At 61.5% G+C, this 26848-nt stretch carries 26 protein-coding genes and 2 pseudogenes; 13 read left to right on the top strand and 15 right to left on the bottom strand.

Annotated elements, in window-relative coordinates:
- The first annotated feature begins 85 nt into the window (after positions 1 to 85).
- The 3 genes from Q7C20_RS16285 (at position 86) to Q7C20_RS16295 (ending at position 1917) form a co-directional block, all read left to right on the top strand.
- On the top strand, positions 86 to 379 hold the full coding sequence (locus tag Q7C20_RS16285; protein ID WP_348059034.1) for an antibiotic biosynthesis monooxygenase: 294 nt from the start codon (positions 86 to 88) through the stop codon (positions 377 to 379).
- A gap of 23 nt (positions 380 to 402) precedes the next feature.
- A complete protein-coding gene (locus Q7C20_RS16290; RefSeq protein WP_375068717.1) occupies positions 403 to 1416 on the top strand; it encodes a zinc-binding alcohol dehydrogenase family protein in 1014 nt (337 codons plus the stop codon).
- A 318-nt stretch (positions 1417 to 1734) separates the two neighbouring features.
- Positions 1735 to 1917 (top strand): hypothetical protein, encoded by a 183-nt coding sequence (locus Q7C20_RS16295; RefSeq protein ID WP_348059038.1) that lies wholly within the window; start codon positions 1735 to 1737, stop codon positions 1915 to 1917.
- Positions 1918 to 1925: 8 nt separating this feature from the next.
- On the opposite strand, the gene Q7C20_RS16300 is transcribed toward Q7C20_RS16295, so the two are convergent.
- Positions 1926 to 3119, bottom strand: a complete 1194-nt coding sequence (locus Q7C20_RS16300; protein WP_348059040.1) for a multidrug effflux MFS transporter — start codon at positions 3117 to 3119, stop codon at positions 1926 to 1928.
- An 86-nt stretch (positions 3120 to 3205) separates the two neighbouring features.
- Positions 3206 to 3403: a heavy-metal-associated domain-containing protein gene (locus tag Q7C20_RS16305; protein WP_375068718.1), complete on the bottom strand. Its 198-nt coding sequence runs from the start codon at positions 3401 to 3403 to the stop codon at positions 3206 to 3208.
- A 147-nt stretch (positions 3404 to 3550) separates the two neighbouring features.
- Here Q7C20_RS16305 and Q7C20_RS16310 point away from each other — a divergent pair, with 147 nt between their 5' ends.
- From Q7C20_RS16310 to cueR, 3 genes are all read left to right on the top strand, one after another.
- Positions 3551 to 3931 (top strand): hypothetical protein, encoded by a 381-nt coding sequence (locus Q7C20_RS16310; protein WP_375068720.1) that lies wholly within the window; start codon positions 3551 to 3553, stop codon positions 3929 to 3931.
- A 76-nt stretch (positions 3932 to 4007) separates the two neighbouring features.
- Entirely contained in the window at positions 4008 to 6209 is a 2202-nt protein-coding gene (locus Q7C20_RS16315) for a heavy metal translocating P-type ATPase (protein WP_375068722.1), read from the top strand.
- The gene (cueR, locus tag Q7C20_RS16320; protein WP_348059048.1) at positions 6206 to 6607 is read left to right on the top strand and encodes a Cu(I)-responsive transcriptional regulator; all 402 of its coding nucleotides are present in this window, start codon (positions 6206 to 6208) and stop codon (positions 6605 to 6607) included. Before Q7C20_RS16315 ends, cueR begins: the two co-directional genes overlap by 4 nt.
- Positions 6608 to 6743: 136 nt before the next feature.
- Here cueR and Q7C20_RS16325 read toward each other — a convergent pair whose 3' ends face one another.
- Together Q7C20_RS16325 and Q7C20_RS16330 are read right to left on the bottom strand one after the other, a co-directional pair.
- Entirely contained in the window at positions 6744 to 7643 is a 900-nt protein-coding gene (locus Q7C20_RS16325; RefSeq protein WP_348059050.1) for a PA4780 family RIO1-like protein kinase, read from the bottom strand.
- 134 nt (positions 7644 to 7777) lie between these two features.
- Complete coding sequence (locus tag Q7C20_RS16330; protein ID WP_375068724.1) at positions 7778 to 9055, bottom strand: acetyl-CoA C-acetyltransferase; 1278 nt, start codon at positions 9053 to 9055, stop codon at positions 7778 to 7780.
- Between the two features lie 113 nt (positions 9056 to 9168).
- Between Q7C20_RS16330 and Q7C20_RS16335 the strand changes: the two genes are divergently transcribed.
- Positions 9169 to 10512 carry a 3-oxoacyl-ACP reductase gene (locus Q7C20_RS16335; protein ID WP_375068726.1) on the top strand — a complete coding sequence of 448 codons (1344 nt, stop codon included), beginning with the start codon at positions 9169 to 9171 and terminating at the stop codon, positions 10510 to 10512.
- 2 nt (positions 10513 to 10514) lie between these two features.
- The gene (locus Q7C20_RS16340) at positions 10515 to 11363 is read left to right on the top strand and encodes a MaoC family dehydratase (RefSeq protein ID WP_375068727.1); all 849 of its coding nucleotides are present in this window, start codon (positions 10515 to 10517) and stop codon (positions 11361 to 11363) included.
- 254 nt (positions 11364 to 11617) lie between these two features.
- On the opposite strand, the gene Q7C20_RS16345 is transcribed toward Q7C20_RS16340, so the two are convergent.
- The 6 genes and pseudogenes from Q7C20_RS16345 to Q7C20_RS16370 all read right to left on the bottom strand — a co-directional run bounded on the left by Q7C20_RS16345 (position 11618) and on the right by Q7C20_RS16370 (position 14724).
- Positions 11618 to 12025 carry a response regulator gene (locus Q7C20_RS16345; RefSeq protein WP_375068728.1) on the bottom strand — a complete coding sequence of 136 codons (408 nt, stop codon included), beginning with the start codon at positions 12023 to 12025 and terminating at the stop codon, positions 11618 to 11620.
- A 149-nt stretch (positions 12026 to 12174) separates the two neighbouring features.
- Positions 12175 to 12309, bottom strand: a pseudogene (locus Q7C20_RS16350) (pilus assembly protein TadG-related protein); the annotation flags it as partial.
- Between the two features lie 132 nt (positions 12310 to 12441).
- Entirely contained in the window at positions 12442 to 12999 is a 558-nt protein-coding gene (locus Q7C20_RS16355; RefSeq protein WP_375068729.1) for a DUF4136 domain-containing protein, read from the bottom strand.
- A gap of 47 nt (positions 13000 to 13046) precedes the next feature.
- Entirely contained in the window at positions 13047 to 13649 is a 603-nt protein-coding gene (locus Q7C20_RS16360; protein ID WP_375068731.1) for a DUF4136 domain-containing protein, read from the bottom strand.
- A gap of 24 nt (positions 13650 to 13673) precedes the next feature.
- Complete coding sequence (locus Q7C20_RS16365) at positions 13674 to 14423, bottom strand: methyltransferase domain-containing protein (RefSeq protein WP_375068733.1); 750 nt, start codon at positions 14421 to 14423, stop codon at positions 13674 to 13676.
- Positions 14416 to 14724 (bottom strand): MazG-like family protein, encoded by a 309-nt coding sequence (locus Q7C20_RS16370; protein ID WP_348059066.1) that lies wholly within the window; start codon positions 14722 to 14724, stop codon positions 14416 to 14418. Before Q7C20_RS16370 ends, Q7C20_RS16365 begins: the two co-directional genes overlap by 8 nt.
- Positions 14725 to 14961: 237 nt before the next feature.
- On the opposite strand from Q7C20_RS16370, the gene Q7C20_RS16375 reads away from it, so the two are divergent.
- The 3 genes from Q7C20_RS16375 (at position 14962) to Q7C20_RS16385 (ending at position 17308) form a co-directional block, all read left to right on the top strand.
- A complete protein-coding gene (locus tag Q7C20_RS16375) occupies positions 14962 to 15255 on the top strand; it encodes a hypothetical protein (RefSeq protein WP_348059068.1) in 294 nt (97 codons plus the stop codon).
- Between the two features lie 167 nt (positions 15256 to 15422).
- Positions 15423 to 16760 (top strand): MATE family efflux transporter, encoded by a 1338-nt coding sequence (locus tag Q7C20_RS16380; RefSeq protein WP_375068736.1) that lies wholly within the window; start codon positions 15423 to 15425, stop codon positions 16758 to 16760.
- Positions 16761 to 16879: 119 nt separating this feature from the next.
- Entirely contained in the window at positions 16880 to 17308 is a 429-nt protein-coding gene (locus Q7C20_RS16385; RefSeq protein WP_348059072.1) for a hypothetical protein, read from the top strand.
- 18 nt (positions 17309 to 17326) lie between these two features.
- On the opposite strand, the gene Q7C20_RS16390 is transcribed toward Q7C20_RS16385, so the two are convergent.
- From Q7C20_RS16390 to Q7C20_RS16410, 5 genes are all read right to left on the bottom strand, one after another.
- A complete protein-coding gene (locus tag Q7C20_RS16390) occupies positions 17327 to 18193 on the bottom strand; it encodes an alpha/beta hydrolase (protein WP_375068738.1) in 867 nt (288 codons plus the stop codon).
- 164 nt (positions 18194 to 18357) lie between these two features.
- Positions 18358 to 20271: an arginine decarboxylase gene (gene speA, locus Q7C20_RS16395; protein ID WP_375068740.1), complete on the bottom strand. Its 1914-nt coding sequence runs from the start codon at positions 20269 to 20271 to the stop codon at positions 18358 to 18360.
- Positions 20272 to 20413: 142 nt separating this feature from the next.
- Positions 20414 to 20785: a translation initiation factor Sui1 gene (locus tag Q7C20_RS16400; protein WP_375068741.1), complete on the bottom strand. Its 372-nt coding sequence runs from the start codon at positions 20783 to 20785 to the stop codon at positions 20414 to 20416.
- Positions 20786 to 20980: 195 nt separating this feature from the next.
- Positions 20981 to 21520, bottom strand: a complete 540-nt coding sequence (locus Q7C20_RS16405; RefSeq protein ID WP_375068742.1) for an NUDIX hydrolase — start codon at positions 21518 to 21520, stop codon at positions 20981 to 20983.
- The gene (locus Q7C20_RS16410; protein WP_375068832.1) at positions 21520 to 22497 is read right to left on the bottom strand and encodes a DUF2333 family protein; all 978 of its coding nucleotides are present in this window, start codon (positions 22495 to 22497) and stop codon (positions 21520 to 21522) included. The genes Q7C20_RS16405 and Q7C20_RS16410 overlap by 1 nt, the downstream gene beginning before the upstream one ends.
- A gap of 389 nt (positions 22498 to 22886) precedes the next feature.
- Here Q7C20_RS16410 and Q7C20_RS16415 point away from each other — a divergent pair, with 389 nt between their 5' ends.
- Entirely contained in the window at positions 22887 to 24557 is a 1671-nt protein-coding gene (locus tag Q7C20_RS16415; protein WP_375068744.1) for a diguanylate cyclase, read from the top strand.
- 1499 nt (positions 24558 to 26056) lie between these two features.
- Positions 26057 to 26572 (top strand): annotated as a pseudogene (locus Q7C20_RS16420) (methyl-accepting chemotaxis protein); the annotation flags it as partial.
- Positions 26573 to 26848: the final 276 nt, after the last annotated feature.

The raw sequence follows: 26848 nt of genomic DNA on the forward strand, positions 1-26848 counted from the left end.
CAGACCTCTGTTTTAGCCGCTTTTATCTCCACGGGAAATAGCCAATCATCTGCCCATCCCGTTCATCACCTGTCTGGAGTTGAAAATGTCCTCTGCCTTTAACGTCATCGCCACGCTGATCGCCAAACCTGGCCAACAGGCCACCCTGGAAACCCTGCTGCGCGGTCTGCTGGAACCCACTCGCCTTGAAGCCGGTTGCGAACAGTACGACCTGCACCAGGACCTGCAACACCCCGAGACCTTCTACATGCTTGAGCGCTGGAGCGACGACGCGGCGCTGGCCGACCACGACGCAAGCGCACATATCCAGAGCTTCCGCGCCAAAGCCGCCGACGTCCTCGAACACTTCGAACTCAAGCGCCTGCAGTTTCTCGCCTGATCACCGCCTTTTCCGGAGCCCCCATGAAAGCCATTGCTTACTACGCGTCACTGCCGATCAACGATCCAGAATCCCTGCAAGACATTCAACTGCCAGAACCGGTCGCCGGCCCACGCGACCTGCTGGTGGAGGTCAAAGCCATCTCGGTCAACCCGGTCGACACCAAAGTGCGCCAGAACGCCGCCCCGGAAAATGGCGCCGCCAAGGTGTTGGGTTGGGACGTGGCCGGTGTGGTCAAGGCCGTCGGCAGCGAAGTGACGCTGTTCAAGGCCGGTGACAAGGTGTTCTACGCCGGTTCCCTGACTCGCCCTGGCGGCAACAGCGAGCTGCACACCGTGGACGAGCGCATCGTCGGCCACATGCCCAAAAGCCTGGGGTTTGCTGAAGCGGCCGCCTTGCCGCTGACCGCGATCACCGCCTGGGAACTGCTGTTCGAACGCCTGCAAGTGCGTGAGGGCAAGGAAGATCAAGGCCAAAGCCTGCTGATCGTTGGTGCTGCCGGTGGCGTGGGTTCGATCCTGACCCAACTCGCCAGCCAGCTCACCGCGCTGAAAGTCATCGGCACCGCTTCGCGCCCGGAAACCCAGGAATGGACCAAGGCCTTGGGCGCCGACCTGGTGATCGACCACAGCCAGCCGCTGAGCGAAGCGCTGAAAGCCGCCGGCCATGGGCAAGTGACCCACGTCGCCAGCCTGACCCAGACCGACCAGCACCTGGACCAATTGGTCGAAGCCCTGCAGCCGCAAGGCAAGCTGGCGCTGATCGACGACCCCAAGGTGCTGGACGTGAGCAAGCTCAAGCGCAAGAGCCTGTCGCTGCATTGGGAGTTCATGTACACCCGCTCGATGTTCGAAACCCCGGACATGATCGAGCAGCACAACCTGCTCAACCGCGTCGCCGAACTGATCGACGCCGGCACCTTGAAAACCACGGTAGGCGAGCACTTTGGTGTGATCAACGCAGAGAACCTGCGCCGCGCCCACGCCCTGCTCGAAAGTGGCAAGGCCAAGGGCAAGATCGTACTGGAAGGTTTCTAGCGGCCTTGTTGTGGCGAGCGGGCTTGCCCCGCGTTGGGCTGCGCAGCAGCCCCAAAAAGATGACTGCGGTGATTCAGGTACTCCTGAGGGGCCAGTTTTAGGGCTGCTACGCAGCCCAACGCGGGGCAAGCCCGCTCGCCACAACAAGCCCGGTAGCCATAACAAGCCCGCTAGACACAGCAAGCCTGCTAGCCACAGATACCGGGCTCCTCCGTCTGCTGCCATTAGTCAGAGAGTTGATCTTTGTCATATTTGCGAGCGCATTCGGGTTTATATTGGCCGCCTTTGCCACGATTCTTTTACGTGAGGAAGTCAGCAATGAAGATCCTGATAAAAGCGTTAGCAAAATCCCCAGGCCACAAATGGCAGGTCAGCCTCGACGGCGACGCCTTCACCTTTCGCACTGAAGCCGAGGCCCGCGCCTTTGCCGATACCCTGCAAGCGCGCATCCGGGCGCCCCACCGTATCCCCCTGAGCCAGCAACGTTACGCCGCTGGCTAACCCGCCCTTCAGACCTGCGCCTGCGCGGCCCTTGCCCGTTGCAGGCGCTGGGTCAACACTGCCACCGTCACCGCCAGCACACCGCACAAGCTGATGACCATCGCCATCGGCATCGCCGTGCCGTCGTGCAACACGCCGACCAGTGACGCCGCCCCCGCCGCCACACCGAACTGAATGCAACCGAGCAATGCCGATGCACTGCCCGCCCGAGCCCCCTGCCCGGCCATGGCACAGGCCGAGGTGTTCGGCAAAATGCAGCCCAGGCTGGCGATGCAGATAAACAGCGGCACCAGCAATGGCCACAAGGCGTCGGTGCGCAACGCCGTAATACCCAACAGCGTCAGCGCGGCCAGCATGTACAGCCACACCGTGCGCGAGAGCAAAAACGCCGGCCCGCGCTTGGACAGCAACCGCGCATTCACTTGCGCCACCAGAATAAAGCCGGCCGCGTTGGAGCCGAATACCCATCCGTAATGCTCAGGCGGCACGCCATAGAGTTTGATAAAGACGAACGGTGAACCGGCAATGTAGGCAAACATCCCGGCTATCGAGATGCCGCCGGTGAGGGCGTAACCGAGGTAAACCCGGTCCGACAACAGGCTGGCGTATCGACGCAGCGACCCAGATAAAGGTTGACGAGGCTTGTCGGCGGGAAAGGTTTCCGGCAACCCGACGGCTACAGCAATGGCCGCCATCACGCTGAACACCGACAAGACCAGAAAAATCGACTGCCAGCCCCATATCCCGACCATTACGCCGCCTGCCAGCGGCGCAAGAATCGGCGCCAGACCAGTCACCAGCATCAGTTGCGAATAGACCTTGGCCGAGCCGACGGCATCACATTTGTCGCTGACCACCGCGCGGGAAATCACCATGCCCGCGCAGCCGCCGAGGGCCTGCACAAAGCGCGCGCCGATCAGCCATTCCAGGGAGGGCGCATAGGCGCAGGCGAAGGACGCCAGGGTAAACAGGGTTACGCCACTGAGCAGTGGGCCGCGCCGACCGAAGCGGTCTGCCAGCGGGCCATAGATCAATTGGCCGATGGCCAGGCCGCCGAAGTACACCGCCAGGGTCAGCTGGATATGTTTTTCGTCTGTGGCAAAAGCGGTGGCCATTGCCGGAAAGCCCGGCAGGTAAAAGTCGATCGCCAACGGCGCGAAGGCGCTTAGCGCGCCCAGAATCAGGATTATGCGGAGGTTCATCAGGCACCCAAGTGAGTCGGCAGCCCGACAGTCTAGCCGCGCTTGGGGGCCATGAACATAAAGATAGCTCGCTAACTATCAGAAATTTACGCGAGCCTGGCGTTGTAGCCTTCTTCGGTGATCAAGCCGATAACTTGCTCGGCAGACAGCTGGCTTTCCACGCTGACTTCTTTCGCTGCCAGGTTGACCTCCACGCTGGCCGCCGGGTCCTGGCTCTTTACTGCCTGGGTGACTGCCCGGACGCAATGGCCGCAGGTCATCCCTTCAACGCTGAATACTTGCATGACATGACTCCTTTAATGAGGGTGGACGCAGTGTCGACCTTGCCATCGTGGCAAGGTCAAGTTCTGAAAACATCAGCCGGGCTGGTATTCGGCCGCGCCGTCGGCCAAGCTTCACTTAACTTTGATGGGAACCACGGAGCATTCGCCATGCGCTGGTCGTTTTTTGGCCTTATCGGCCTGATGAGCTTGTCTGCCGTTGCCCCCCAGGCCAGCGCCGATCAAGATTACGCGGTGCTGATTATTTCCCGGGAACGCCTGGAAGTGCCGACCAACTGTGAGATCGGCCTGTATATCCAGGACCAGTTGGCCGGGCGCCTGTTCCAGGAACAAGCCACCTCGTTCAACCTGCCAGCGGGCAATGTGTCGCTGCGCCTCAAGCTGCTGCCGGGTCAGGCACCAGGCTGCCTGCCGGGCCTGCTGGCGCCACCGGCGCAGAACATCAGGTTGAACGCCGGAGACATACGCAAACTGCGTATCGCCCAAGGCCCGAATGGCATGTACCTGAAACCGGCGGCCCTGGAATATTGATCCCGAACGATCGCGCTTGACCTTCCCCACAGGTCAAGGTTGATGCTGGGGGCATTGTCTTCTGGAGGACTGCCCCATGAATGGATCAACCACCTTTGACCTGCCCATCAGCGGCATGACCTGCGCCAGCTGTGCTGGCCGCGTCGAGCGCGCGCTCGGCAAAGTGCCGGGGGTGCGCAGCGTCAGCGTCAACCTGGCCAACGAACGCGCGCATGTCGAAGTGTTGGGCCAGATCGACCCCGCCGTGCTGATCGCAGCGGTCGACAAAGCCGGCTACAGCGCCAGCCTGGCGCAAAGCGAAACCGTCACCGATGCCAACCAAGCCCAGCGCCTGCACCGCGAGCGTTGGTCGCTGCTGCTGGCGATTGCTCTGGCCTTGCCGCTGGTGCTGCCGATGCTGGTAGCCCCCTTCGGCCTGCACTGGATGCTCCCGGCCTGGGTGCAGTTCGCCCTGGCCACGCCGGTGCAATTCATCTTGGGCGCGCGTTTCTATAGTGCAGCGTGGAAAGCCGTGCGGGCGGGCGCGGGCAATATGGATTTGCTGGTGGCGATCGGCACCAGCGCCGGGTACGGCTTGAGCCTGTATGAATGGCTGACCGCACCGGCTGGCACCATGCCCCATCTGTACTTCGAAGCCTCGGCGGTGGTGATCGCGCTGGTGCTGCTGGGCAAATACCTGGAAAGCCGCGCCAAACGCCAGACCGCCAGCGCCATCCGCGCCCTCGAAGCGCTGCGTCCGGAGCGGGCGATTCGGGTGGTTGAGGGCCGCGAAGAAGACGTCGCCATCAATGCGCTGAAACTCAATGACCTGGTACTGGTTAAACCCGGCGAGCGTTTCCCGGTGGACGGTGAAGTGGTGGAAGGCCAAAGCCATGCCGACGAAGCCTTGATCAGCGGCGAAAGCCTGCCGGTGCCGAAACAGCCTGGGGATATCGTCACTGGCGGCGCCATCAATGGCGAGGGCCGTTTGTTGGTGCGCACTCTGGCCCTCGGCGCCGAAAGCGTGCTGGCGCGGATTATCCGCTTGGTTGAAGACGCTCAAGCAGCCAAGGCACCGATCCAGAAACTGGTGGATAAAGTCAGCCAGGTGTTCGTCCCGACTGTGCTGGTGGTGGCGTTGATCACGCTGGTGGGCTGGTGGTTGTACGGCGCACCACTGGAAACCGCGATCATCAATGCGGTGGCGGTGCTGGTGATTGCCTGCCCCTGCGCACTGGGCCTGGCCACGCCGACCGCAATCATGGCGGGCACCGGTGTCGCGGCCCGCTACGGCATTCTGATCAAGGACGCCGAAGCCCTGGAGCGCGCCCATGAGGTCAGCGCCGTGGTCTTCGACAAGACCGGCACGCTCACCTCCGGCTCGCCGAAAATTGCGCACCTGGTAGCGGTGGACGGCAATGAAGCCCTGCTCCTACAGCAGGCCGGCGCACTGCAACGTGGCAGCGAACACCCGTTGGCCAAGGCCGTGCTGGACGCGTGCAGCGAACGTGGCTTGACCGTGGCCGACGTGAGCGCCAGCCAATCCCTGACCGGGCGCGGCATTGCCGGCACGCTCGACGGCCGGCAACTGGCCTTGGGCAATCGTCGCATGCTGGAAGAAAGCGGTTTGAGCGCGGGTGATCTGGCAACTTGCGCCAGGGACTGGGAGGCCGAAGGCCGCACGCTGTCGTGGCTGATCGAAACAGGCGCGCAACCGCGCGTGCTGGGGCTGTTCGCTTTTGGCGACACCCTCAAGCCCGGCGCATTGCAAGCGGTGGAGAAACTCAAGGCGCAGCACATCAGCACCCACCTGCTGACGGGCGATAACCGTGGCAGCGCCCGGGTAGTCGCCCAAGCGTTGGGCATCGACGACGTGCACGCCGAAGTGCTGCCCGCCGACAAAGCCGCCACCGTCGCCGAGCTGAAAAAGACCGGCGTAGTGGCCATGGTTGGCGACGGCATCAACGACGCTCCGGCGCTGGCGGCAGCGGACATCGGCATTGCCATGGGCGGCGGCACCGACGTGGCGATGCACGCCGCGGGTATCACGTTAATGCGTGGCGACCCGCGCCTGGTGCCGGCCGCGCTGGAGATCAGCCGCAAGACCTACGCAAAGATCCGCCAGAACCTGTTCTGGGCCTTTGTGTATAACTTGATCGGCATTCCCCTGGCCGCGTTCGGCCTGCTCAACCCGGTACTGGCCGGTGCAGCAATGGCGCTGTCCAGCGTCAGCGTGGTGAGCAATGCGTTACTGTTGAAAACCTGGAAACCAGAGGACTTGGAGGATCAACGCCCATGAACATCGGCCAAGCGGCTCGCGAGAGCGGGCTGAGCGCGAAGATGATTCGCTACTACGAATCCATCGGCCTGCTGAAAGCGGCGCACCGTACCGACAGTGGCTATCGCGTGTATGGCGCTGACGATTTGCACACACTGGCGTTTATCAAGCGCTCGCGGGATTTGGGGTTTTCACTGGAGGAAGTCGGCAAGTTGCTGACGTTGTGGCAAGACCGGCAACGGGCCAGTGCCGATGTGAAAGCGCTGGCGCGCCAACATATCGAGGCGCTGAACCAGAAGATTCGCGAATTGGGGCAGTTGCGGGACACGTTGCAGGATCTGGTGGAACACTGCCAGGGCGATCATCGGCCTGATTGCCCGATTCTCAAGGAATTGGCCTCAGGCAGTTGCTGCGCCTGACAAGACCAACACCAAACAACTGTGGGAGCTGGCTTGCCTGCGATGCAGACACCTCGGTGAGTCAGCCTGACCGGGGTGATGCTATCGCAGGCAAGCCAGCTCCCACAGGGGACCGCACCCGCTTCGCGCTAACGAATCATTGCATCCAGGGCGGCGGCGGTGGCTCGTCCGGCACTTTGCTTTGTGGCGCATCATCCGCCGCGCGAACCGCTTGCCGGCGCTCTTCATCCAGCCGCGCCGCTTCGATTTCGCGGATCACACCGCCCACGTCCGCCAGCTCTTCCGGCTCGTCAAACTCGCCGGTCAACAGACTGGCCGGGTGCAAGGTGCCAGCTTCGTACAGCGCCCACATTTCCTTGGCGTACTTGGTCTTTTTCAACTCCGGGGCAAAGCGCCCGAAGTAGGAAGCCATGTTGCCGACGTCACGCTCCAGCATGCTGAATGCGTGGTTGTTGCCCGCCGCATCCACCGCCTGAGGCAGGTCGATGATCACCGGGCCAGTCGGGGTCAACAGTACGTTGAACTCGGACAAGTCACCGTGCACCAGCCCAGTGCACAGCATCAGGACGATCTGGGAAATCAGGAAGGCGTGGTATTCGCGCGCCTGGTCCGGTTCCAGCGTCACGTCGTTCAGACGCGGCGCGGCATCGCCATACTCATCGGCCACCAGCTCCATCAACAGTACGCCTTCAAGGAAGTCGTACGGCTTGGGCACACGAACGCCCGCACCGGCCAGGCGGAACAACGCCGCCACTTCAGCGTTCTGCCAGGCATCTTCGGTTTCTTTCTTGCCGAACTTGGAGCCTTTAGCCATGGCGCGGGCCTGGCGGCTGTTACGAACTTTGCGGCCTTCCTGGTATTCGGACGCCTGACGAAAACTTCGTTTATTTGCCTCCTTGTAAACCTTGGCGCAACGCAATTCATTGCCGCAGCGCACCACATAAACAGCTGCTTCTTTACCACTCATGAGTGGGCGCAGCACTTCGTCGACCAGACCGTCTTCGATCAGGGGTTCAATGCGTTTAGGAGTCTTCATCAGCTTTTATTGTGGGTCCTGTATTACCAAACACGCGTGTGGCACTCGTTATACGTTAATCGGCTCGCCGGTGGGAGAGGCTACCGACCTCTGACCACCCAAGAATGCATTAGATAGGCCAGTTTGATGCTTAATCAGCGCTCAATGATCGCAGTCACACCTTGCCCGCCAGCGGCACAGATCGAAATAAGCCCTCGGCCCTTGCCCGCCGCATCGAGCAATTTGGCCAGGTTGGCGACGATGCGACCGCCGGTGGCCGCAAACGGATGCCCGGCCGCCAGCGAGCTGCCTTTTACATTCAGCCGGCTGCGGTCTATGGAACCCAGCGGCGCATCCAGCCCGAGGCGGGTCTTGCAGTAGTCGGCGTCTTCCCAGGCCTTGAGGGTGCACAACACCTGGGCGGCAAAGGCTTCATGAATTTCGTAGTAATCAAAATCCTGCAGCGTCAGGCCATTTCTTGCCAGCAAACGCGGCACGGCATACACCGGGGCCATCAACAGGCCTTCGGCACTGTTGACGAAATCTACAGCGGCCGCTTCGCCGTCGCGCAAATAGGCGAGGATCGGCAAGCCGCGCTCCCGCGCCCATTCTTCACTGCCCAGCAGCACCAGCGACGCACCATCGGTGAGCGGCGTGGAGTTGCCGGCGGTGAGCGTGCCCTTTTCGCTGCGTTCGAACGCGGGCTTGAGGCTGGCAAGTTTTTCCAGGGACAGGTCGGGGCGCAGGTTGTTGTCGCGGGTCAGGCCAAGGAACGGCGTGAGCAAATCGTTATGCCAGCCTTCAGCGTAGGCCGCGGCCATTTTCTGATGGCTTTCAAGGGCCAGTTGGTCTTGCTCGGCGCGAGGAATCTGCCAGGTTTGCGCCATCAGCTCGCAATGCTGGCCCATGGACAAACCGGTTCGCGGCTCGCCGTTGCGCGGCAGTTCGGGCTTGAGGTGATGGGGACGAAGTTGTAACAAGACTTTTAATTTGTCCGCCATGGACTTGCTGCGGTTGGCTTGCAACAAAATCTTGCGCAGCCCTTCATTGACCCCGATCGGCGCATCGGACGTGGTGTCGACCCCGCCAGCAATGCCACAGTCGATCTGGCCAAGCGCAATTTTGTTGGCCACCAGCAATGCCGCCTCAAGCCCGGTGCCGCACGCCTGCTGAATGTCATAGGCCGGGGTTTGCGGCGACAAGCGCGAGCCCAGCACGCATTCGCGGGTCAGGTTGAAGTCGCGGGAGTGCTTAAGCACCGCGCCAGCGGCCACTTCACCCAAGCGCAGGCCGTGCAGGTTGTAGCGTTCGATCAAGCCCTCCAGGGCAGCGCTCAGCATGTCCTGGTTGCTCGCCGTGGCGTAAGGGCCATTGGAGCGGGCGAAAGGAATGCGGTTACCGCCAATGATCGCTACACGGCGCAATTGAGTCATGGAAAGCTCCCTGTCGGTTGTGGGGTGAGTCTCTCAGACTAGCCTAGGCTGATCGAACGACTACCGCCCCGGGGTGGTCAACCCTTTGAACCCCAGCCTTCGGAGACCGTTCCATGTCTGACCGTTATATCGACTTCGCCAACTCAAGCCTCGGCCATCGCTTGGTCGCCGCCATTGGCCTGCCGTCACCGGTACGCCTGGAACGCTGGCAAGCCGGGCGCCTGCGCCCGGTCGAAGGTGCATTGCTGCTCGGCGGCGGTGCGCTGGCCGCCAAGGTGCAGCTGTTTGCGCCCAAACTCACCGATGCGATTTATACCTACGGCAGTGAAGCGTCGACGTGGATTCCCGGCCACGGCCCCAAGCTCAAGGCGGTGGTGTTCGATGCCAGTGACTTGCAGCACACCGACCAGCTCAAGCAATTGCGCGAGTTCTTTCAGCCTCTGCTCAAGAACCTCGATAACAGCGCGCACCTGGTGATTCTCGGCCGCGCGCCGGAAACCCTCGGCGACCCGTTCGCCGCCAGCGCGCAGCGTGCGTTGGAAGGTTTCAGCCGCTCGCTGGCCAAAGAACTGCGCAATGGCGGCGTGTTGCAGTTGCTCTACGTCGGCGACGGTGCCGAAGACCAACTGGAAGGCGCGCTGCGGTTTTTCCTGTCGCCAAAAAGTGCCTATATCTCCGGCCAGGTGATTCGCCTTGAGGCCTGCGCCACGCCGGTAGAGGACTGGACTCGCCCACTGGCCGGGCGCAAGGCACTGGTCACCGGCGCTGCGCGGGGCATTGGTGCATCCATCGCCGAAACCCTGGCACGTGACGGTGCCGAAGTGATTTTGCTCGACGTGCCCCAAGCCAAGGCCGACCTCGAAGCCCTCGCCGCGCGCCTGGGTGCACGCACCGTGGTGCTGGATATCTGCGCCGAAGACGCCGCCACGCAGTTGGTCGAACACCTGCCGGACGGCCTCGACATTCTGGTGCACAACGCCGGTATCACGCGCGACAAGACCTTGGCCAACATGACCCCGGAATACTGGGACGCGGTGCTGGCGGTCAACCTCAATGCGCCGCAAGTGCTGACCAAAACCCTGCTCGACAACGGCACCCTGCACGACAATGCCCGCGTGGTGTTGCTGGCCTCCATCAGCGGCATCGCCGGCAACCGCGGGCAAACCAACTATGCCGCCAGCAAAGCCGGCTTGATCGGCCTGGCCCAGGCATGGGCGCCGCTGTTGAAAGAGCGCGGTATCAGCATCAATGCTGTGGCCCCCGGTTTTATCGAAACCCAGATGACCGCGCATATCCCGTTTGCCCTGCGTGAAGCCGGGCGGCGCATGAGCTCACTGGGCCAGGGCGGTTTGCCGCAGGACGTCGCCGAAGCGGTGGCGTGGCTGGGCCAACCGGGCTCCGGCGCCGTCAGCGGCCAAGCGTTGCGTGTGTGTGGGCAAAGTCTATTGGGAGCGTAAGCATGGAATGGCAGACGTTAGGCGCTACGCCGTTTTTACCGCCGCTGTACTGGCGCGCAGCGGTCAAGCGCAAAATCACCGGTAACACCTTACCCGAGCAGGGGCTGCGCTGCCGAGTGAGCGTGAACCCCAAGCAGGTGGCGGCCTACCGCAAGGTATGCGGTTTTGCCGACAGCCCGATCCTGCCGGCGACGTATCCACACATCCTGGCGTTCGGCTTACAGATGCAGTTGCTCACCGCGAACAATTTTCCATTCCCGCTGCTGGGGCTGATTCACCTGAGCAACCGTATTCGCATCCACCGCCCACTGGGCGCCGTGAACGACCTGACAGTGGCGGTGCACACACATAACCTGAGGCCCCACGCCAAAGGCGCAACCTTTGACGTGGTGACCACCGTCGAAGATTCCCTCGGCGTGCTGTGGGAGGCCGAGAGCCAAATGCTGTGCCGGGGCGTAAAACTCGAAGGCGAGCCTGCGGACGACAGAGCGCCCAGCCCCGCCCAGGTCAGTGAACTGACACGCTGGAAGGCGCCCGCCGATATCGGCCGCCGCTACGCCCGAGTATCCGGCGATTACAACCCGATCCACCTGAGCGCACTCACGGCCAAACTCTTCGGCTTCCCACAGGCCATCGCCCACGGATTGTGGAACAAGGCGCACACCCTCGCCGCGCTGGGCGAACACCTGCCTGCCGCAAATATTGAAATCATCGTCGAATTTAAAAAACCGGTACGCCTGCCAAGTGAAGTCATCCTATTGGCCAGCGCTCCCGGCTCCAGCGGCGAGTTGCTGTTAAAGGGCGCGGATAACATTGAACACATGATAGGCAAGTGGCGACCTATTGCCTGAGGACCGAGGTCGGCGCGCCGCCTGTGGGTGGAAGTATTGAAGCCTTACTCGGTCGGAAATGTGGGAGCGGGCTTGCTCGCGAAGGCGGTGAGTCAGTTGATGAATTTGGTGGCTGATACACAGCATTCGCGAGCAAGCCCGCTCCCACAGTTGGATCTCCATTTGGTCCGGAGAATCGCGATCTGCTTCAAAAAAAACAGAGCCGTTGATTCAACCACTCAAGCCGTTACCGCAGCAACGGATCTACACCCACCCTAAACCTGCGAATTGGGCAGCGGAAAAAGACTGTTAAGCGTATTAATCAACCGCACCAAATAAATCGGCTTGCGAAACAGATCCAACACCTGCAGCCGCAGCATGTCACTCACATCCTCCATATCCGCATGCCCCGACATCACAATCACTGGCAAATGCTGGCGATCCGTATGCTCACGCAACCGCTTGATCAAAGAAATGCCACTCTCCTCAGGCATCCGCAGATCAGTAATCACCAACGCAATGTCAGGGTTCAACGTCAACTCCTGCAACGCAAAGGTCACAGAAGAAGCGGTAAAACAAACGAAGCCCTCGTTCTCCAACGATTCCGCCAGCTCAACAAGGACATCTTCTTCGTCATCCACCAACAGAATTTGCTGGCGAAAAGGAGCAGTCGCAGCATTCATGAGTACTACCTGGAATTACCATTCAATGAGGTCTTCACTCACAAACAACCGCTGAACACTCAACCTCATGCAGCGGGTGTGAGGGCATCGCCGATCCTTTCAAAGAAAGCGCTGATCTGCGGCCCCAACGCGGGCCACACTGGTGAGCCTTGCAACTTGCGTTTTTCCAGGGAGAGGCGACCACTGTCGACGATCAACAAGGTGAACACCAATACAAACGCCAACACACCGACGGCCATCAGGCCAATGGCGCCGCGCTGCTTGTGACGAGGCTGGGGAGACATCGAGCACTCCTGTGCCGGCGAATTGCCGAGCGCTTACTCTCCTGTTGTGTAGATGAGTGTAGACAAGGGTTGGGCCCGGTAAAGACCGAATGTCGCGAAAGCGCCGGCTCCCACAGGGGTTCAGCGGTTGAGTCAGTGCGGTGGGTAACTGGTGAGGATTTTAGTCACGGTGGTACGGATTGCGTTATCGCGATCCTGAGGGCTGGGCGAGTCGGCCATCATCTGTTCGTCACTGCCTCGCCACACCAGCTTGCCGTCCTTGCCGTCGAGCAGGTCGATCTGGATGGTCGCCACTTTGTAAGTGATGTTGCGCGTCTCGTTGTACATCGGCGCGCCCCAGTAGCCATTCCACGGTCCGCCCCAGGCGCCGCCATAGTTGGTGGTGACTTGTTGCTGGCGGTCTTCGACGATCAGGTAGGCCTGCACATTCAGGTCAGCCTTGGAACCCGCCGCTGCCGGGCGCAGGCCGCGCTGGTCGAGCTGTTCGCCGACGGCCTGGCGGATGCGCTGTTCGGTGAGATCACTCTTGATCCGCGGATCATCGGGGCGGTATTGCAGCGCAGGGTCTTTCCAGGCCCAGTTGCGATAGGCGCCGAAGTCGCGGCTGGCGTCAAAGTCATGGTTGACCTGATTGCTCTGGCAACCCGCCAGCAACCCAACGACAGCCAGTGCAGCAATGCGACGAAGCATGGTATTTCTCCAAAAAGGACGAACCGTTCTTGAGATGAGAATAGCGATTAACTGGGCGGATAGGCCGTCATAGCTTTCTGCATCGCCTCGCGCAAGGCGTCCGCCCGTTCACTCAGGCTGCCCTGGCTGGTGGTTTCGGCACTGGTACTCCAGACCGGCTGGCCGGTGCGGCCGTCGAACAGGCTGATCCGCGCCACGGCAACTGTTACTTCATAGGTGCGTACCACCGGCACCGTGTTGTACATGCCGTAGCCGTTGCCGTAACGGTTATAGCCACCGTACCCGTAGCCGTAATCGTCCTGGACCTGACGCAGGCGCTTTTCCAGGCGCACGTCGGCGCTGACCAGCAGGTCGGGCGGGCGCGCATCATGCCGCGGGCGCAAGCCGCGCTGGTCAAGGGCGCCGCTGACCGCCTCGGCAATCTGCGCCGAGTCGGCCCAGGCCGAACCCGCCGGCAGTTGGCCGTTGAGCCAGCCCCAGCTGCGGTAGGCGCCGTAATCACGCACGGGCGCCGGGTAAGCGCTGGCATCAAAGGTGTTGGCCGCATGGGCCGGAGCCGGCGGGATAGGGGCCGAGGCGGCCACGTAAGGATTGGGGCTGGAACAGGCGCCCAACCCCAGGGACAACAGGATCAAACAGAGACGACGCATTTCGACCTCCGCAGACTGGGCCGCTTAAACCGGACGGCAAATCCAGTGCAAATAACGCCCAAGTCCGGCAAAGCTTGGGTGACGACGGTGAGCGAGCTCCATCTCCAAAAGGTCCTGTAAATCGGCGCGGGCCTGAAATTCCACCGGCATATAGTCGTGGAATACCCGCACGCCACTTTGGCTTTCGACCTGCCAAAGCCCTTCGAGTTGCGCCGCCAACTCCCGTGGGTCGAGCGGCTGTTGCGGCGTGAGGCTTTGCTTTTCGCCGGCCATGTCATTCTTGCGCATTTTGCGGAAGTGGCCTTTGAGCAGGTTGCGGTAAATCAGCGCATCACGGTTGTAGAACGCCAGCGATAGCCAGCCGCCGGGCACCGTGAGTTGGTGCAGCACCGGCAGGATCGCGTGGGGTTCGGCCAGCCATTCCAGCACAGCGTGGCACAGCACCAGGTCGTAGGGTTCGGTGAGCTGGCCGAGCAATTCCTGCCACGGCGCGTGGATGAAGGTGGCGGTCTGGCCAGCATCGGCGAAACGTTGGCACGCGCCATTGAGCATTGGCTCGGCGGGTTCGGCCAGAGTCACCTGATGGCCGTGTTCGGCCAGCCACAACGACATATGGCCCAGGCCCGCGCCGATATCCAGTACGCGCAAGGGGCGCTTCGGCAGGGCTTCGGTCAAGTCGGCCTGCAAAACGGCCAGGCGAATCGCGCCCTTGGCGCCCCCGTAGATTTTCTCGGCGAAGCGCGTGGCCAGTTGGTCGAAATGACGGTCACTCATGGGAAAACCGCCGCTCGCTGTCGGCCAGTTTGGCGCGCACCACCTCGTTCATGTCCAAACCCAGCTCACTGCACAGCAACAGCAGGTACAACACGATATCGCCAACTTCCTGCCCGGCATGGGCAAGCTTATCGGCGGGCAACTGACGCGATTGGTCTTCGGTCAGCCACTGGAAGATTTCCACCAGCTCAGACATTTCCACGCTGGCGGCCATGGCCAGGTTTTTCGGGCTGTGGAACTGCTTCCAGTCATTGGTATCGCGGATGCGGTGCAGGCGTTCGGTGAGGTGTTCGAGGTTCATGCGGGGGCTCCTGAAGGTGTGTAGCTTCGGGTGGATCCGCCGTGAAGGCAAGTTAACCTTTGGGGCGCTTTCACGGGCAAGCCCGCTCCCACGGGTGACCGGGTACATCGATCCAGCCGGCGCCGCAGGATTAATCGCAAATTCAAACCGGCAAACCTCTATGCTAGCGGGGAACTAGCCCGCGTAATCAGCAACCAAAGGCACAGACACGCCCCACCCTCTCATCAGGACACACACATGCAGGTAGAAAGCTTTTTCGAATGGTTGGGCCAGGCGCTCGGTTCCATCATCCGTTTTATCGTCGATGGGCTCAGCGGGCTGTTCGGTGCCCTGACCCACGCCGGCGGCAACTTCGTCGAAGGCCTGTCGCGCACCCTGGGTATGGACACCTCAATCGTCAGCATCATCACCCTGATCATCGGCCTGATGCTGCTGTACTCCGCCGTACGCGCTTTCATGCGGGCGTCGATCATCATGGGCATTATCTGGCTGATGCTGGGCCTGTGGCTGCTGAGCTGGGTCGTCCACTAATCCCCGAAACACCTCCATTACCCTGTGGGAGCGGGCTTGCCCGCGAAGGCGGTGGGTCAGTGACTGATGTGTTGACTGACACACCGCCTTCGCGAGCAAGCCCGCTCCCACATTGGATCTCCTCTGTTGCTGACGGCCAGTTACAATGCCGCCCCCAAAGGCCCCCCATGCTCACCCTGCTCACCGACTGGCGCCATCGCCCTACCCACCGCCGCGTTTGGGCCTTGGCCGCGCCCATGATCCTGTCCAACATCTCGGTGCCGCTGGTGGCCCTGGTCGACAGCATGGTCATCGGCCACCTGCCCCACGCCCATCAACTGGGCGCCGTGGCCGTGGGCGCCAGCCTTTACACCTTCCTCGCCTGGGCCATGGGTTTTCTGCGCATGGGCTCCACCGGTTTCGCCGCCCAGGCCGCCGGGCGCAATGACGGCGCTGCACTGCGGCAAATCCTGCTGCAAGGTTTGTTGCTGGCATTGGGGCTGGCAATGCTGCTCGGCACGGTCGGCATCCCCCTGAGCCATTTGGCGCTGGAATGGATGCAGCCCTCTCCCGAACTGAACCAACTGACCCAGGCATTTTTCCACACCCGATTGTTGGGCTTACCCGCCGCACTCGCCAGTTATGCCCTGGTCGGCTGGTTCCTGGGGACGCAAAACGCGCGCGCGCCATTGGCCATTTTGCTCACCACCAACCTGGTGAATATCGCCCTGAACCTGTGGTTTGTGCTTGGCCTGGATTGGGGCGTGGTCGGCTCGGCCCGTGCGTCGGTGGTCGCGGAATGGACCGGCGCGCTGCTCGGCCTGGCGCTCACGCAAAAAGCCCTGCGCGCCTACCCTGGCCGCATCGCCTGGGCCGCGTTGAAAGTGTGGGAAAGCTGGCGCCCGCTGCTGGCGGTCAACCGCGATATCTTCATCCGCAGCCTCGCCCTGCAATCGGTGTTTTTCATGATCACGGTGCAAGGCGCGCGCTTGGGCGACGCCACCGTGGCGGCCAACGCGCTGCTGCTCAACGGCTTGTTGCTGACCGCCCACGCGCTGGACGGCCTAGCCCATGCGGTCGAAGCCCTGTGCGGCCACGCCATCGGCGCCCATGACCGTCAATCGCTGCGCCGCTCATTAGTGGTGGCGGGCGGTTGGTCGCTGATCGCCAGTGTCGGCTTCGCCCTGCTGTTCTCCGTTGCCGGGCATTTGTTCATCGCCATGCAGACCGACATCCCCAGCGTGCGCGCAACCGCTGACCTCTACCTGCCTTATCTGGCAGTGCTGCCATTGATCGCGGTGTGGAGCTACCTGTTGGACGGCCTGTTCATCGGCGCCACCCGCGCGCGGGAAATGCGCAACGGCATGCTGTTGACCGTGCTGCTCACACTGCCGTTTGCCTGGGCGCTGCAAAGCCTGGGCAACCACGGCCTATGGCTGACCTTTCTGCTATTCATGGCCTTGCGCAGCCTCACGCTGTGGGCAATCGCCTGGCGGTTGAACAAAAAAGATCAGTGGCTGGGGTGATCCGACCTGTCAACTCTGACAGGTTACAACGGCGCATTTGCAGCGTTGAATAGAGGTCGGTCCTGAAGCGCTGCCCGTTTCAGGCGTACGACCTTCTCTCCACTCAGGGACGAGCCCACATGAGCGACACCACCTACATCATCATTGGCGCAGTGATCGTTGTTGCCTTGTTAGCCCTGGCCTTGTCCCGCAAGTCCAAGAAGAAAAAAACCGAGCCGCCAAGCGTGCCCGTTGTCACGCCTGCCGCCGAAGTACCGCAACCCACACCGGACATCGCCGAGTCGCCGTTCATACTGGAGCCATCAACAAGCCCGTTGGAGCCCGACAGTTCGACCAGCGTGGAGGTCTGGAATCAGACAGATTTCCAGGTAGTCGTGGCTCAACAAGACATGCGCATCACCCTGCCCGCTCAAGGCCGCGCGCACATGGACAGCCGCTTTCCGCTGACAGCCACGCCCAAGACAGCGGGCGACGCGTTGCACGGTGTATCGCTGCACGCCGGCGACACACCAGACCTCCTGATTATTCGGGCTAACCCCACCCCCTGAACAGCCTGGGCACCTGGGTTACCGAGCGGAATCAGTGGCCTGGATAAACGCGGTGACCCGGTCCAGCACCGGCGCGAGCCAGCGCAGCGGTTTGGCGATAGACGCCACCAGCGTCGCGTGGTTGGTCCGGTTGAAATAAAACTCCTCAACGGGTACGCCCGCAGCGCGTAACTTGTTCGCCAGCCCGCCGGTGTTGCGCGTGGGGTTGACCAGAGTGTCGTCCGTCGAAGCAATTAACAGGCTCGGCGGTGCAGCGGCGCTGACGTGATTGATGGGTTGGGAATCAGGCGGCGAATCCGGAAAGAAAAACACCGGTCGCACGTCCCGGTTTTCAATCGGCAGGAAGTCATACGGCCCGGCCAGGCCAATCCAGCCTTTGAAGAGTGAAGGCGACAAACCCACCTCGCGCAGCCAGCGCGGATCCAGCGCCAGCATCGACGCGTTGTAGGCGCCGGAACTGTGGCCCATCACGTACATCTGCGCGGGGTCAGCGCCGTATTCGGCGACGTGCTGGTGTGTCCAGGCCACTGCTTTGGCGCCGTCCTGCAGAAATGCGGGGTAACGCACTTGGGGGTACAGCCGGTAATCGGCGATCACCACCACAATGCCGCGCGAGGCCAGGGCTTCGCCGACAAAACCGTAGTCATCCTTGGAGCCACTGTTCCAGCTGCCGCCGTAGAAAAACACCACCACCGGGGCGTTGGATACCGCAGGGACGGGGCGGTAGATATCCAGCGTTTGCCGTGGGTCATCGCCGTAAGCGATGGCCGAGGTTTTGCTGAAGGTACTGGAAGGGGTGAGTGCGTTGAGCACTTTGATCGGGGAGCACGCCGCCAGAAGGGCAGCCATGGCCAGGGTGAACACTTGCAGGAGCTTTTTCGACATTATTCAGGCCCTATAAAAACTGCAGGACTTGCGGCGATCCAAATGTGGGAGCGGGCTTGCTCGCGAAGGCGGTGTATCAGTCCGAACATGTATTGACTGACGCACCGCCTTCGCGAGCAAGCCCGCTCCCACACTGTATCTTTGTCAGCCTGGGAGCGGTGTATTTACGAGGACAAGTAAGACGACCGCGTCAAACCAAGGCGCAACGCATCCAGGAACTGGGTACGCTCCGCCACGGTGATCTTCGCGCTCGCACACTTGTCACGGTAGTGCGTCATCAACTCTTCCGGCGACAAGTGCACATAGCGCAGCATGTCTTCGATGGTGTCGTGGGTCTCGATGCCGGCGCTGTACACCGAACCGTCGTCGCGCTGGTAGATGTTCACCGAGTCGGTGTCACCGAACAGGTTGTGCATGTCACCGAGGATTTCCTGGTAAGCGCCCACCAGGAAGATACCCAGCAGGTAGTCTTCGCCGTCTTTCAAGGCGTGCACCGGCAGGCTGGTCTCGATGCTCTGCTCGTCGACGTACTGCTTGATCTTGCCGTCGGAGTCGCAGGTCAAATCCTGCAGCACGGCACGGCGCAGCGGCTCTTCGTCGAGACGGTGCAGCGGCAAAATCGGCAGCACCTGGCCGATGGCCCAGGTGTCCGGCAGGCTCTGGAACACCGAGAAGTTGCAGATGTACTTGTCGGCCAGCTTGTCGTTGAGTTCGTCGAGCACTTGGCGGTGCGAACGCTGACGGGCTTTGAGCGAGTCGTGCAAACGACGGCATACCGCGAAGTAGCACTGCTCGGCCAGGGCTTTTTCGGCCAGGGTGATCTTGCCGTCGGCGTACTGGGTGGCCACGTCGCTCATGTAGTGCGTGGCGCGCCAGTAGGTTTCGGTGACCATTTCAATGTCGGTCGGGCCCAGCAGGTCCACCAGCCATTGCACGGTTTCCGGCAGGCTTTCCTTGTTTTCGATCTGCGGGATTTCGTCGTTGTGCTTCTCGACGTCAGTAACCTGCACCACCAGCATGGCGTGGTGGGCGGTCAGGGAACGGCCGCTTTCGGAGAAAATGTTCGGGTGCGGCAGGCTCTGCGCGTCGCAGAATTCCTTGAGCATGCCCACGACCACACCCGCGTAGTCGTCCATGTCGTAGTTGATCGAGCTGGCGTTACGCGAGTGCGTACCGTCGTAGTCCACGCCCAGGCCACCGCCGACGTCGATGTGGTCCACCGGCAGGCCGAGGTTGCGCAGTTCGCCGTAATAACGAATGGCTTCCTTGAACCCGTGCTGGTAGTCGGCCAGGTTGGCGATCTGCGAGCCCATGTGAAAGTGCAGCAGGCGAATGCCCTGGTCCAGGCCAGCATCGCGGAAGCGCTCAACCACCGACAGCAACTGCGCCGCCGACAAACCGAACTTGGATTTCTCGCCGCCGGTGTCCGCCCACTTGCTCGACGCCAGGGAGGACAAACGCACGCGCAAGCCGACCTGAGGCTTGACCTTGAGGTTGGCCGCCTCTTCGATCACCAGCGCCACTTCGGATTCTTTCTCGATCACGATGAACACGTTATGGCCAAGTTTCTGACCTATCAGCGCGAGGCGGATGAACTCACGGTCCTTGTAACCGTTGCAAACAATGGTGCCGCCCTTCGGCGCCAGGGCCAGCACGGCCAGCAGCTCAGGCTTGGAACCGGCCTCCAGGCCAATGGACACGTCCTGGGTGGCGATGATGTTCTCGATCACCGCTTCCTGCTGGTTCACCTTGATCGGGTACAGCGCGGTGTACTTGCTCTGGTATTCCAGGCGTTCGATGTTCGAATCGAAAGCGCCGGTCAGCTGGCGTACACGGTCTTGCAGAATATCGGGGAAGCGCACCAGCAACGGCAAGGACAGGCCGCTTTTGCGCAGCTCATCGACTTGCTCGAAGAGGTCGACAGGCGTGCTGTTCGGGCCGTTCGGACGGACTTCAACGCGACCGGCTTCATTGATCGCGAAATACCCGGCCCCCCAATGGCGGATCCCGTAAACACTGCGGCTGTCCGCAACTGTCCATTGGCTGCCATCGTCTTTGCGTGTGCGTCGTACGGACATCGAAGTCCCCTATAAATGAAGGCGAAGGCGCCGCCCCTATCAGAGGCTGGCGCAGTCTAAAGAATGAAAATGACGATTTGCCTGCAAGGGAGGTAGACCTCACTTGCAGGACAGAGTTTAGACACAGGTCTGGAAGAGGCTTTCAGCCGCCGGACTTCTTGGCCTTGTACCCGAGCCTGATCAGCTCGGCCAACAGCAATTCGACGTGCTCGCCCTGAATCTCGATGACCCCGTCTTTCAACGCGCCACCGGTGCCACAGCGCTTTTTCAGCGTGGTGGCCAGTTCCTTCAGGGCGTCCTCGGCCAGGGGCACGCCGGTGATGGTGGTCACCGTCTTGCCGCCACGGCCCTTGCTTTCGCGTCGCACGCGGGCAATACCGTCGCCTTCAGGGATCAGGGTGTTTTTACAGGTACACGCGTCCACGGGCTGACGACAGTCCGGGCAGTGTCGACCTGCATCGGTGGAAAATACCAGGCCACCAAGGGCGGCGAAGGATGCGGCTTTTTTGGCCACCGGCAATCCTCTTGGGAGGACAAAGACTGATCGGCACCCGGCTCTCGTAAAAGAAGGCGGGTTACCAACCGCGAAGCCCCACTCAGGCAGGGGCAGCGCTACCGAACCGCCAAGGGTGGTTCGGGTGAAAAGTCGCGCAGTGTAACGGCAAACAGCCGACTTGCTAAGGCCCAAATGGCGCCAATTTATGCAACTTTAGCGACGTGAGGCCAGATAGCGCCGCAAGCCCTCCTGAGCGTCCGGGCAGTAAGGCTTTTGTTCGGCTTCCTGCAGGACAACTTCAAGGGGTAAAAAGCGCGCTTCCATGACTTCTTCCGGCTGTAGGCGCAAGGGGCCGTCCCAGATTGCCGAGTAGGATTTGCACCACAGCTTGCTGTCGCCGTCTTCAAAGAAGAAATGGTCGTGTTCGGTCAGTTCCACGCCGGCCACGCCCAGCTCTTCTTCCAGCTCCCGGGCCGCTGATACGGCGTAGGACTCCCCCTCTGCCACCATCCCGCCCGCCGCCGTGTCCCAAAAACCCGGATACATGGCTTTGCTCAAGGTGCGGCGATGCACGCAGAGTTCACCGGCGGAGTTGAACAGGAAGATAAAGGTGCAACGGCCGATCAGGCCGCGCTGGCGAAGGTCGGACCTGACAAGGGCGCCGAGCAGGTTGTCCTGTTCGTCGACCCAGCAGATCAGTTCAGCGTCAGAGGCCGCGCGGTGCGCGGCCTCATTGTGAGTAGCGGCCATCATCAACCCTGGTTGAGGAGCTGACGCAGATCGATGACTGCAGCGTTGGCCCGGGAAATGTAATTGGCCATGACCAGCGAGTGGTTGGCAAGGATGCCAAAGCCGCTGCCATTCAGAATCATGGGGCTCCACACCGGTTCCTGCGAGGCTTCCAGCTCACGAATGATCTGGCGCACGCTCACGGTGGCGTTTTTCTTGGCCAGCACATCGGCAAAGTCGACTTCGATGGCGCGCAGCAGGTGGGACAAGGCCCAGGCCTGACCACGAGCCTCGTAGAACACGTTGTCGATCTGCATCCACGGGGTTTCGACGATTTCTTCGTCCAGCTGTGGCACTTCACCCGGCGCGAGGGCTTCGGTTTTCAGTGCGGTATTCAGCTTGACCCGGCCAACGCTGGCCGACAGGCGCTGCGACAACGAACCCAAACGAGTGGCGACATCACCCAGCCAGTTGTTCAGGTTGTCGGCACGCGCATAGAACAGCGCGCCGCGTTGATTAGGGTCGGAGAGACGCGCTTCGTAGCGGGTCAGGGAATTGATGCCTTCCTGATATTCCGACTCGCTGGACGGCAGCACCCAGCTCTTGTTGTCGAAGTTGAAGCGCGGCTCGGCCTTGGCCAAATCTGCGTCTTCCGCCGATTGCGACTGCGAACGGGCGAAATCCTTGCGCAGGGCGCGGGTCAGGTCACGCACCTGCACCAGCACGCCGTATTCCCAGCTCGGCATGTTGTCCATCCACAGGCCTGGCGGGAAACGGTCGTTGGAAATGTAACCGCCTGGCTTGCTGAGCAAGGTGCCAGCCACGGTTTTGAGGGTTTCTACGGTGGTGAAGCCCACCACCATCTGCTTGCCGTCCTTTTCAGCGGCCAGCTGGGCGTTTTGCTGAACCGGGAACAGTGCGGGCTCTTCGCTCCAGTACCAACCCAGGCCACCGGTGACCAACAGGTACAAGACCAGCACGCTGAGCACGGCTTTGCTCATCAGCAGGTTGCGAAAATAGCCGCGGTTGGCCGATTTGGGCTCAGGGGCGGGGCCTTTGGCAGCTCCTTCACGGTTTTTCCAGTCCAGCATGGCGATATCCTTTCAATCACTTGAGTTCATGCACGTCAATGGTCCGGGTGCGTTCAAACATTCCGACCACAACCCTACCCCATCGTGCCCATCGGTGCGGGGCTTTTCACGAAACTGGCGCGCGACACCGCATGGACTATAAAGGATGCACGCTATTTACGCTGCGCGACCATCAGGTCGAAAACTGAATAGCACCGAGCTGTACTTAATTGACGTATGACACTCATGGAGCGTGACAAGAGGTGCTAGCATAGAGCCATCAGTCGACCTCAGCATGCACCCTAACTAGTAGTCAGGATATGACCGAGCCAGAAGACCCCAACCGTGAGCGTCTCAAGCACCATTTTGCCCAGCGGGTAATTCATCAGGCACGTCAAATTCTTGAGATCTGGCAACGCCTGCAACGCAGCGAATGGTCGAACGCCGATTTTTCCGAACTCAGCGAAGCCAACCTGCGCCTGCTGCGCTTTGCCGAGCGCTTCGAACAGCCGGAGCACGGCCAGTTGGCGCGGCACATCGGCGAATCCCTCAAGGCCGTGGACGACAATCGCGGCCGCTTGAGCAGCCAACTGATCACTGAACTCAATCGCCTGATGCAGCGCCTGTCCCGCACGGGCCTGCGCCAGGGTGACAGGCTGGAACAGACCTTACTGCCGCCGATGCGCAAGCCGATCTACGTGATGCTGGCCGATCACGATCGCGCCGAGCGCCTGGCCAAGCAGCTGGAATTCTTTGGCATGAGCGCCCAATCCCTGGACAGCGTGGCAGCGTTTCAGTCCTCCATGGCCGAGCGCCTGCCGTCAGCCCTTGTGATGGACGTGGATTTCTGCGGCACCGGCCTGGGCCTCAAGCTCGCCGCCCAAGCTCAGGAAGGCCTGGAGCAAAAGCTGCCACTGTTGTTTTTCAGCCTGCATGAAACCGACACCCCGACTCGCCTCGCCGCCGTGCGCGCCGGTGGCCAGGAATTCCTCACCGGTACGCTGGAAGCCTCAAGCCTGCTGGAAAAGATCGAAGTGCTGACCTGCGTCGCCCAGTATGAGCCGTATAAAGTGCTGATCATCGACGACTCGCGGGCCCAGGCGTTGCACACCGAGCGCCTGCTCAACAGCGCCGGCATTGTCACGCGCACCTTGATCGAGCCGATACAGGCCATGGCCGAGCTGGCGGATTTTCAGCCCGACCTGATCATCCTCGACATGTACATGCCCGCTTGCACCGGCACCGAACTGGCCAAGGTAATTCGCCACAACGACCGCTATGTGAGTGTGCCGATCATCTACCTGTCGGCCGAAGACGACCTGGACAAACAGCTGGACGCCATGAGCGAAGGCGGCGACGACTTCCTCACCAAGCCCATCAAGCCGCGCCACTTGATCACCACCGTGCGCAACCGCGCGGCGCGTGCACGCCATTTGAAGGCGCGGATGGTGCGTGACAGCCTGACCGGTCTGTACAACCACACCCACATTCTGCAATTGCTCGAAGACTGTAGCTTCCGCGCGCGACGCGAGAACAAGCCGCTGAGCTTTGCGATGCTCGACATCGACCATTTCAAGCGCGTCAATGACAGCCACGGCCACCCCATGGGCGACCGCGTGATCAAGAGCCTGGCGCTGTTTCTCAAGCAGCGCTTGCGCAAGACCGACTACATCGGCCGCTACGGCGGTGAAGAATTCGCCATCGTGATGCCCGACACCGACCTGGATTCGGCCTGCAAGGTGCTCGACGAAATTCGCGGGCGCTTTGCCGAAATCCACTACCCCGCCCAACCCCAGGATTTGTGGTGCACGTTCAGCGCCGGGCTGGTGGAGCTGTGCGACGGCTCCGACAGTTTGATGATGGCGGCCCAGGCCGACGAAGCGCTGTACCGCGCCAAGCATGCGGGGCGCAACCGGGTGCTGGCCGCGCGCGCATCAAAGCAAAGTGCCATCTTTTCACCGGAATCTACTGATTCCGTCATAACTTTGTAACGGAAACGCAATAACTTCAGGCACTTACCTTTTGCTGTCGGTTGAAACCACGCATGCGCCTGAAGTTGCTGACCAATCTCAATACCTTCCTGCTGGTGGCCGTGTGCCTGGCACTTGGGGCCACGCTGTGGTGGTCGCAACAGGCGCTCGAACGTCCTTACCTGTTGATGGAACGTTACCTCGGGCTGTCCCAGAGCTTCCAGAATCAGGCCGCGCGCAATATCGACGACTACCTGGCCAGTGGCGATGCCTTGCGCTTGAGCAGTGCCAGCCAAAGCCTGGAAAACCTGCTGCAACACCTGGATGACCTGCCTGTCGACCTCGCGCAAAACCTGCGCCCCAGCCTGGTGGAGCTGGACGCCTTCAGCAAAACCGACCTGCTCGCCGCCGGCAAACTGGCGGGCGACCCGCAAGCGCTGCTGCTGCAAGCCGAGCGCGAATTGGGCGCGAACCTGGAGCAACTGAGTCAGTACGCCACGGGCGTCAATTCGCCCGAGGCGGCGCGGTACTTGCCGCCACTGCTGGCGGCGTCCCAGCACTTGGGCAAATTGTCCCTGGCCCGCGACAAGCTGGTGAGCAGCGGGCGCGCGGAATTGGCCGATGATGTGGAGCGCGAAATCGCCAGCATCCGCACTCAGGCCGAACTGTTGGCGCAGTTGCCCTTGCTCGGCGTAAAGGCCAGCAGTGAATCCGGCAGCGATGACTTTTCCGCGATGATGGGCCTGGAAAACAGCGAAAAAGCCGAAGTGCAGGACACCGGCGTCGACCTCAAGCGCGAACTCAACAGCCTGCTGACCCGCTACCCCGCCGAACTCAAGCGCACCCGCGAGCAAATTCAGAAACGCGCCGACCTCGCCACCAGTACCCACCTCAAGATCGCCGCCGTGCAACAGGCCATTGCCGGTCTGGAACCGGTGGTGCGCGCGCAACACGGCAAAATCCAGGGCGAAGTGCGCCTGATGCAGGGCGTGGTGATCGGCCTGATTTTGCTGATCGCTTTGTTGATCGACACCCTGCAACGGCGCCTGGCGCGGGTGCTGACAGACCTGGCACCGGCGTTGTCGAAATGGGCCGAGGGCGATTTCGGCCAGCCGATTGCCCTGGGCAAGACCAACCGCGAACTGCACGATATCGAAGCCTCGCTGAACCGCCTGCGCGCCTATCTGGTGGACCTGGTGGGGACTATTCGCGGCAATGCCGAAGAAGTCGCCGGCACCAGCCGTGCCCTCGCCGAACTGAGCAGCGGGCTGCATGACGGCGCCGAACGCCAGGCCGGGGATACCGCGCAGATACGCGACTCGTTGGGCGAACTGGAAGCGACTATCCAGCAAGTGGCCGGTGACGCCAGCCAGGCCGCCGGGGCGAGTCGCAGCGCGGGCCAGGCCGTGGAACAGGGCCAACGGGTCATCGGCCTGAGCCTCACCGGTTTGCATGCGCTGGTGGGTGAGGTGCAGCAAAACGCGCAGATGATCGAAAAACTCGCCGAAGAGTCCGCAACCATTGGCGGCGTGCTCACCGTGATTCGCTCGATTGCCGACCAGACCAACTTGCTGGCGCTCAACGCCGCTATCGAAGCGGCGCGCGCCGGTGAAGCCGGGCGTGGGTTTGCCGTGGTCGCCGACGAAGTGCGCTCGCTGGCCCAGCGCACTGCCGGCGCCACCGCCGAAATCCAGGGCCTGATCGCCAGCCTGCAAGCGGCCGCCCGCCAGTCGGTGGAAGGCATGCGTGCGCAGGTCGAGCACGCCGAAGCCACTGCCCAGCAGGCCCAGGCGGCGGATGGCGCGCTGGATGAGATCGTCGGCGCTATCCAGACCATCTCCGACACCGCCGTGCGCATCGCCGATGTGACGGCGCAGCAAAGTGGCGCGGTCAGTGAGATTCGCGATAACAGCGAACGGATTCACCAGCTGGGCGAGGATAATCTGCTGCGCATTGGCCAGGGGCGTCGTCAGGGTGAACACTTGTTGGTGCTGGGTGGGCAGCTCAATACGGCGGTGCAGGCGTTTCGCGTATGAGCCGATCTCTTGCGATATGAAGATCATCAGTCATGTGGAGATCGGAAATGTGGGAGCGGGCTTGCTCGCGAATGCGGTGCATCAGTCGACCCCTTCATTACTGACCCACCGCATTCGCGAGCAAGCCCGCTCCCACATTTGATCTGTTGCGCACTCGGAACGGTATTACCAATGACCAGATTTTGAACTCCGGTCACAAATTTTGCGCAATCCTCGCTAATCGTGCCGCCTACTGCATAGAACTGGACAGTCACAAAGGCTTTGCGGCATAGTCGC

It is taken from the genome of Pseudomonas sp. AMR01 (assembly GCF_041946035.1).
Lineage (GTDB): Bacteria > Pseudomonadota > Gammaproteobacteria > Pseudomonadales > Pseudomonadaceae > Aquipseudomonas > Aquipseudomonas antarctica_B.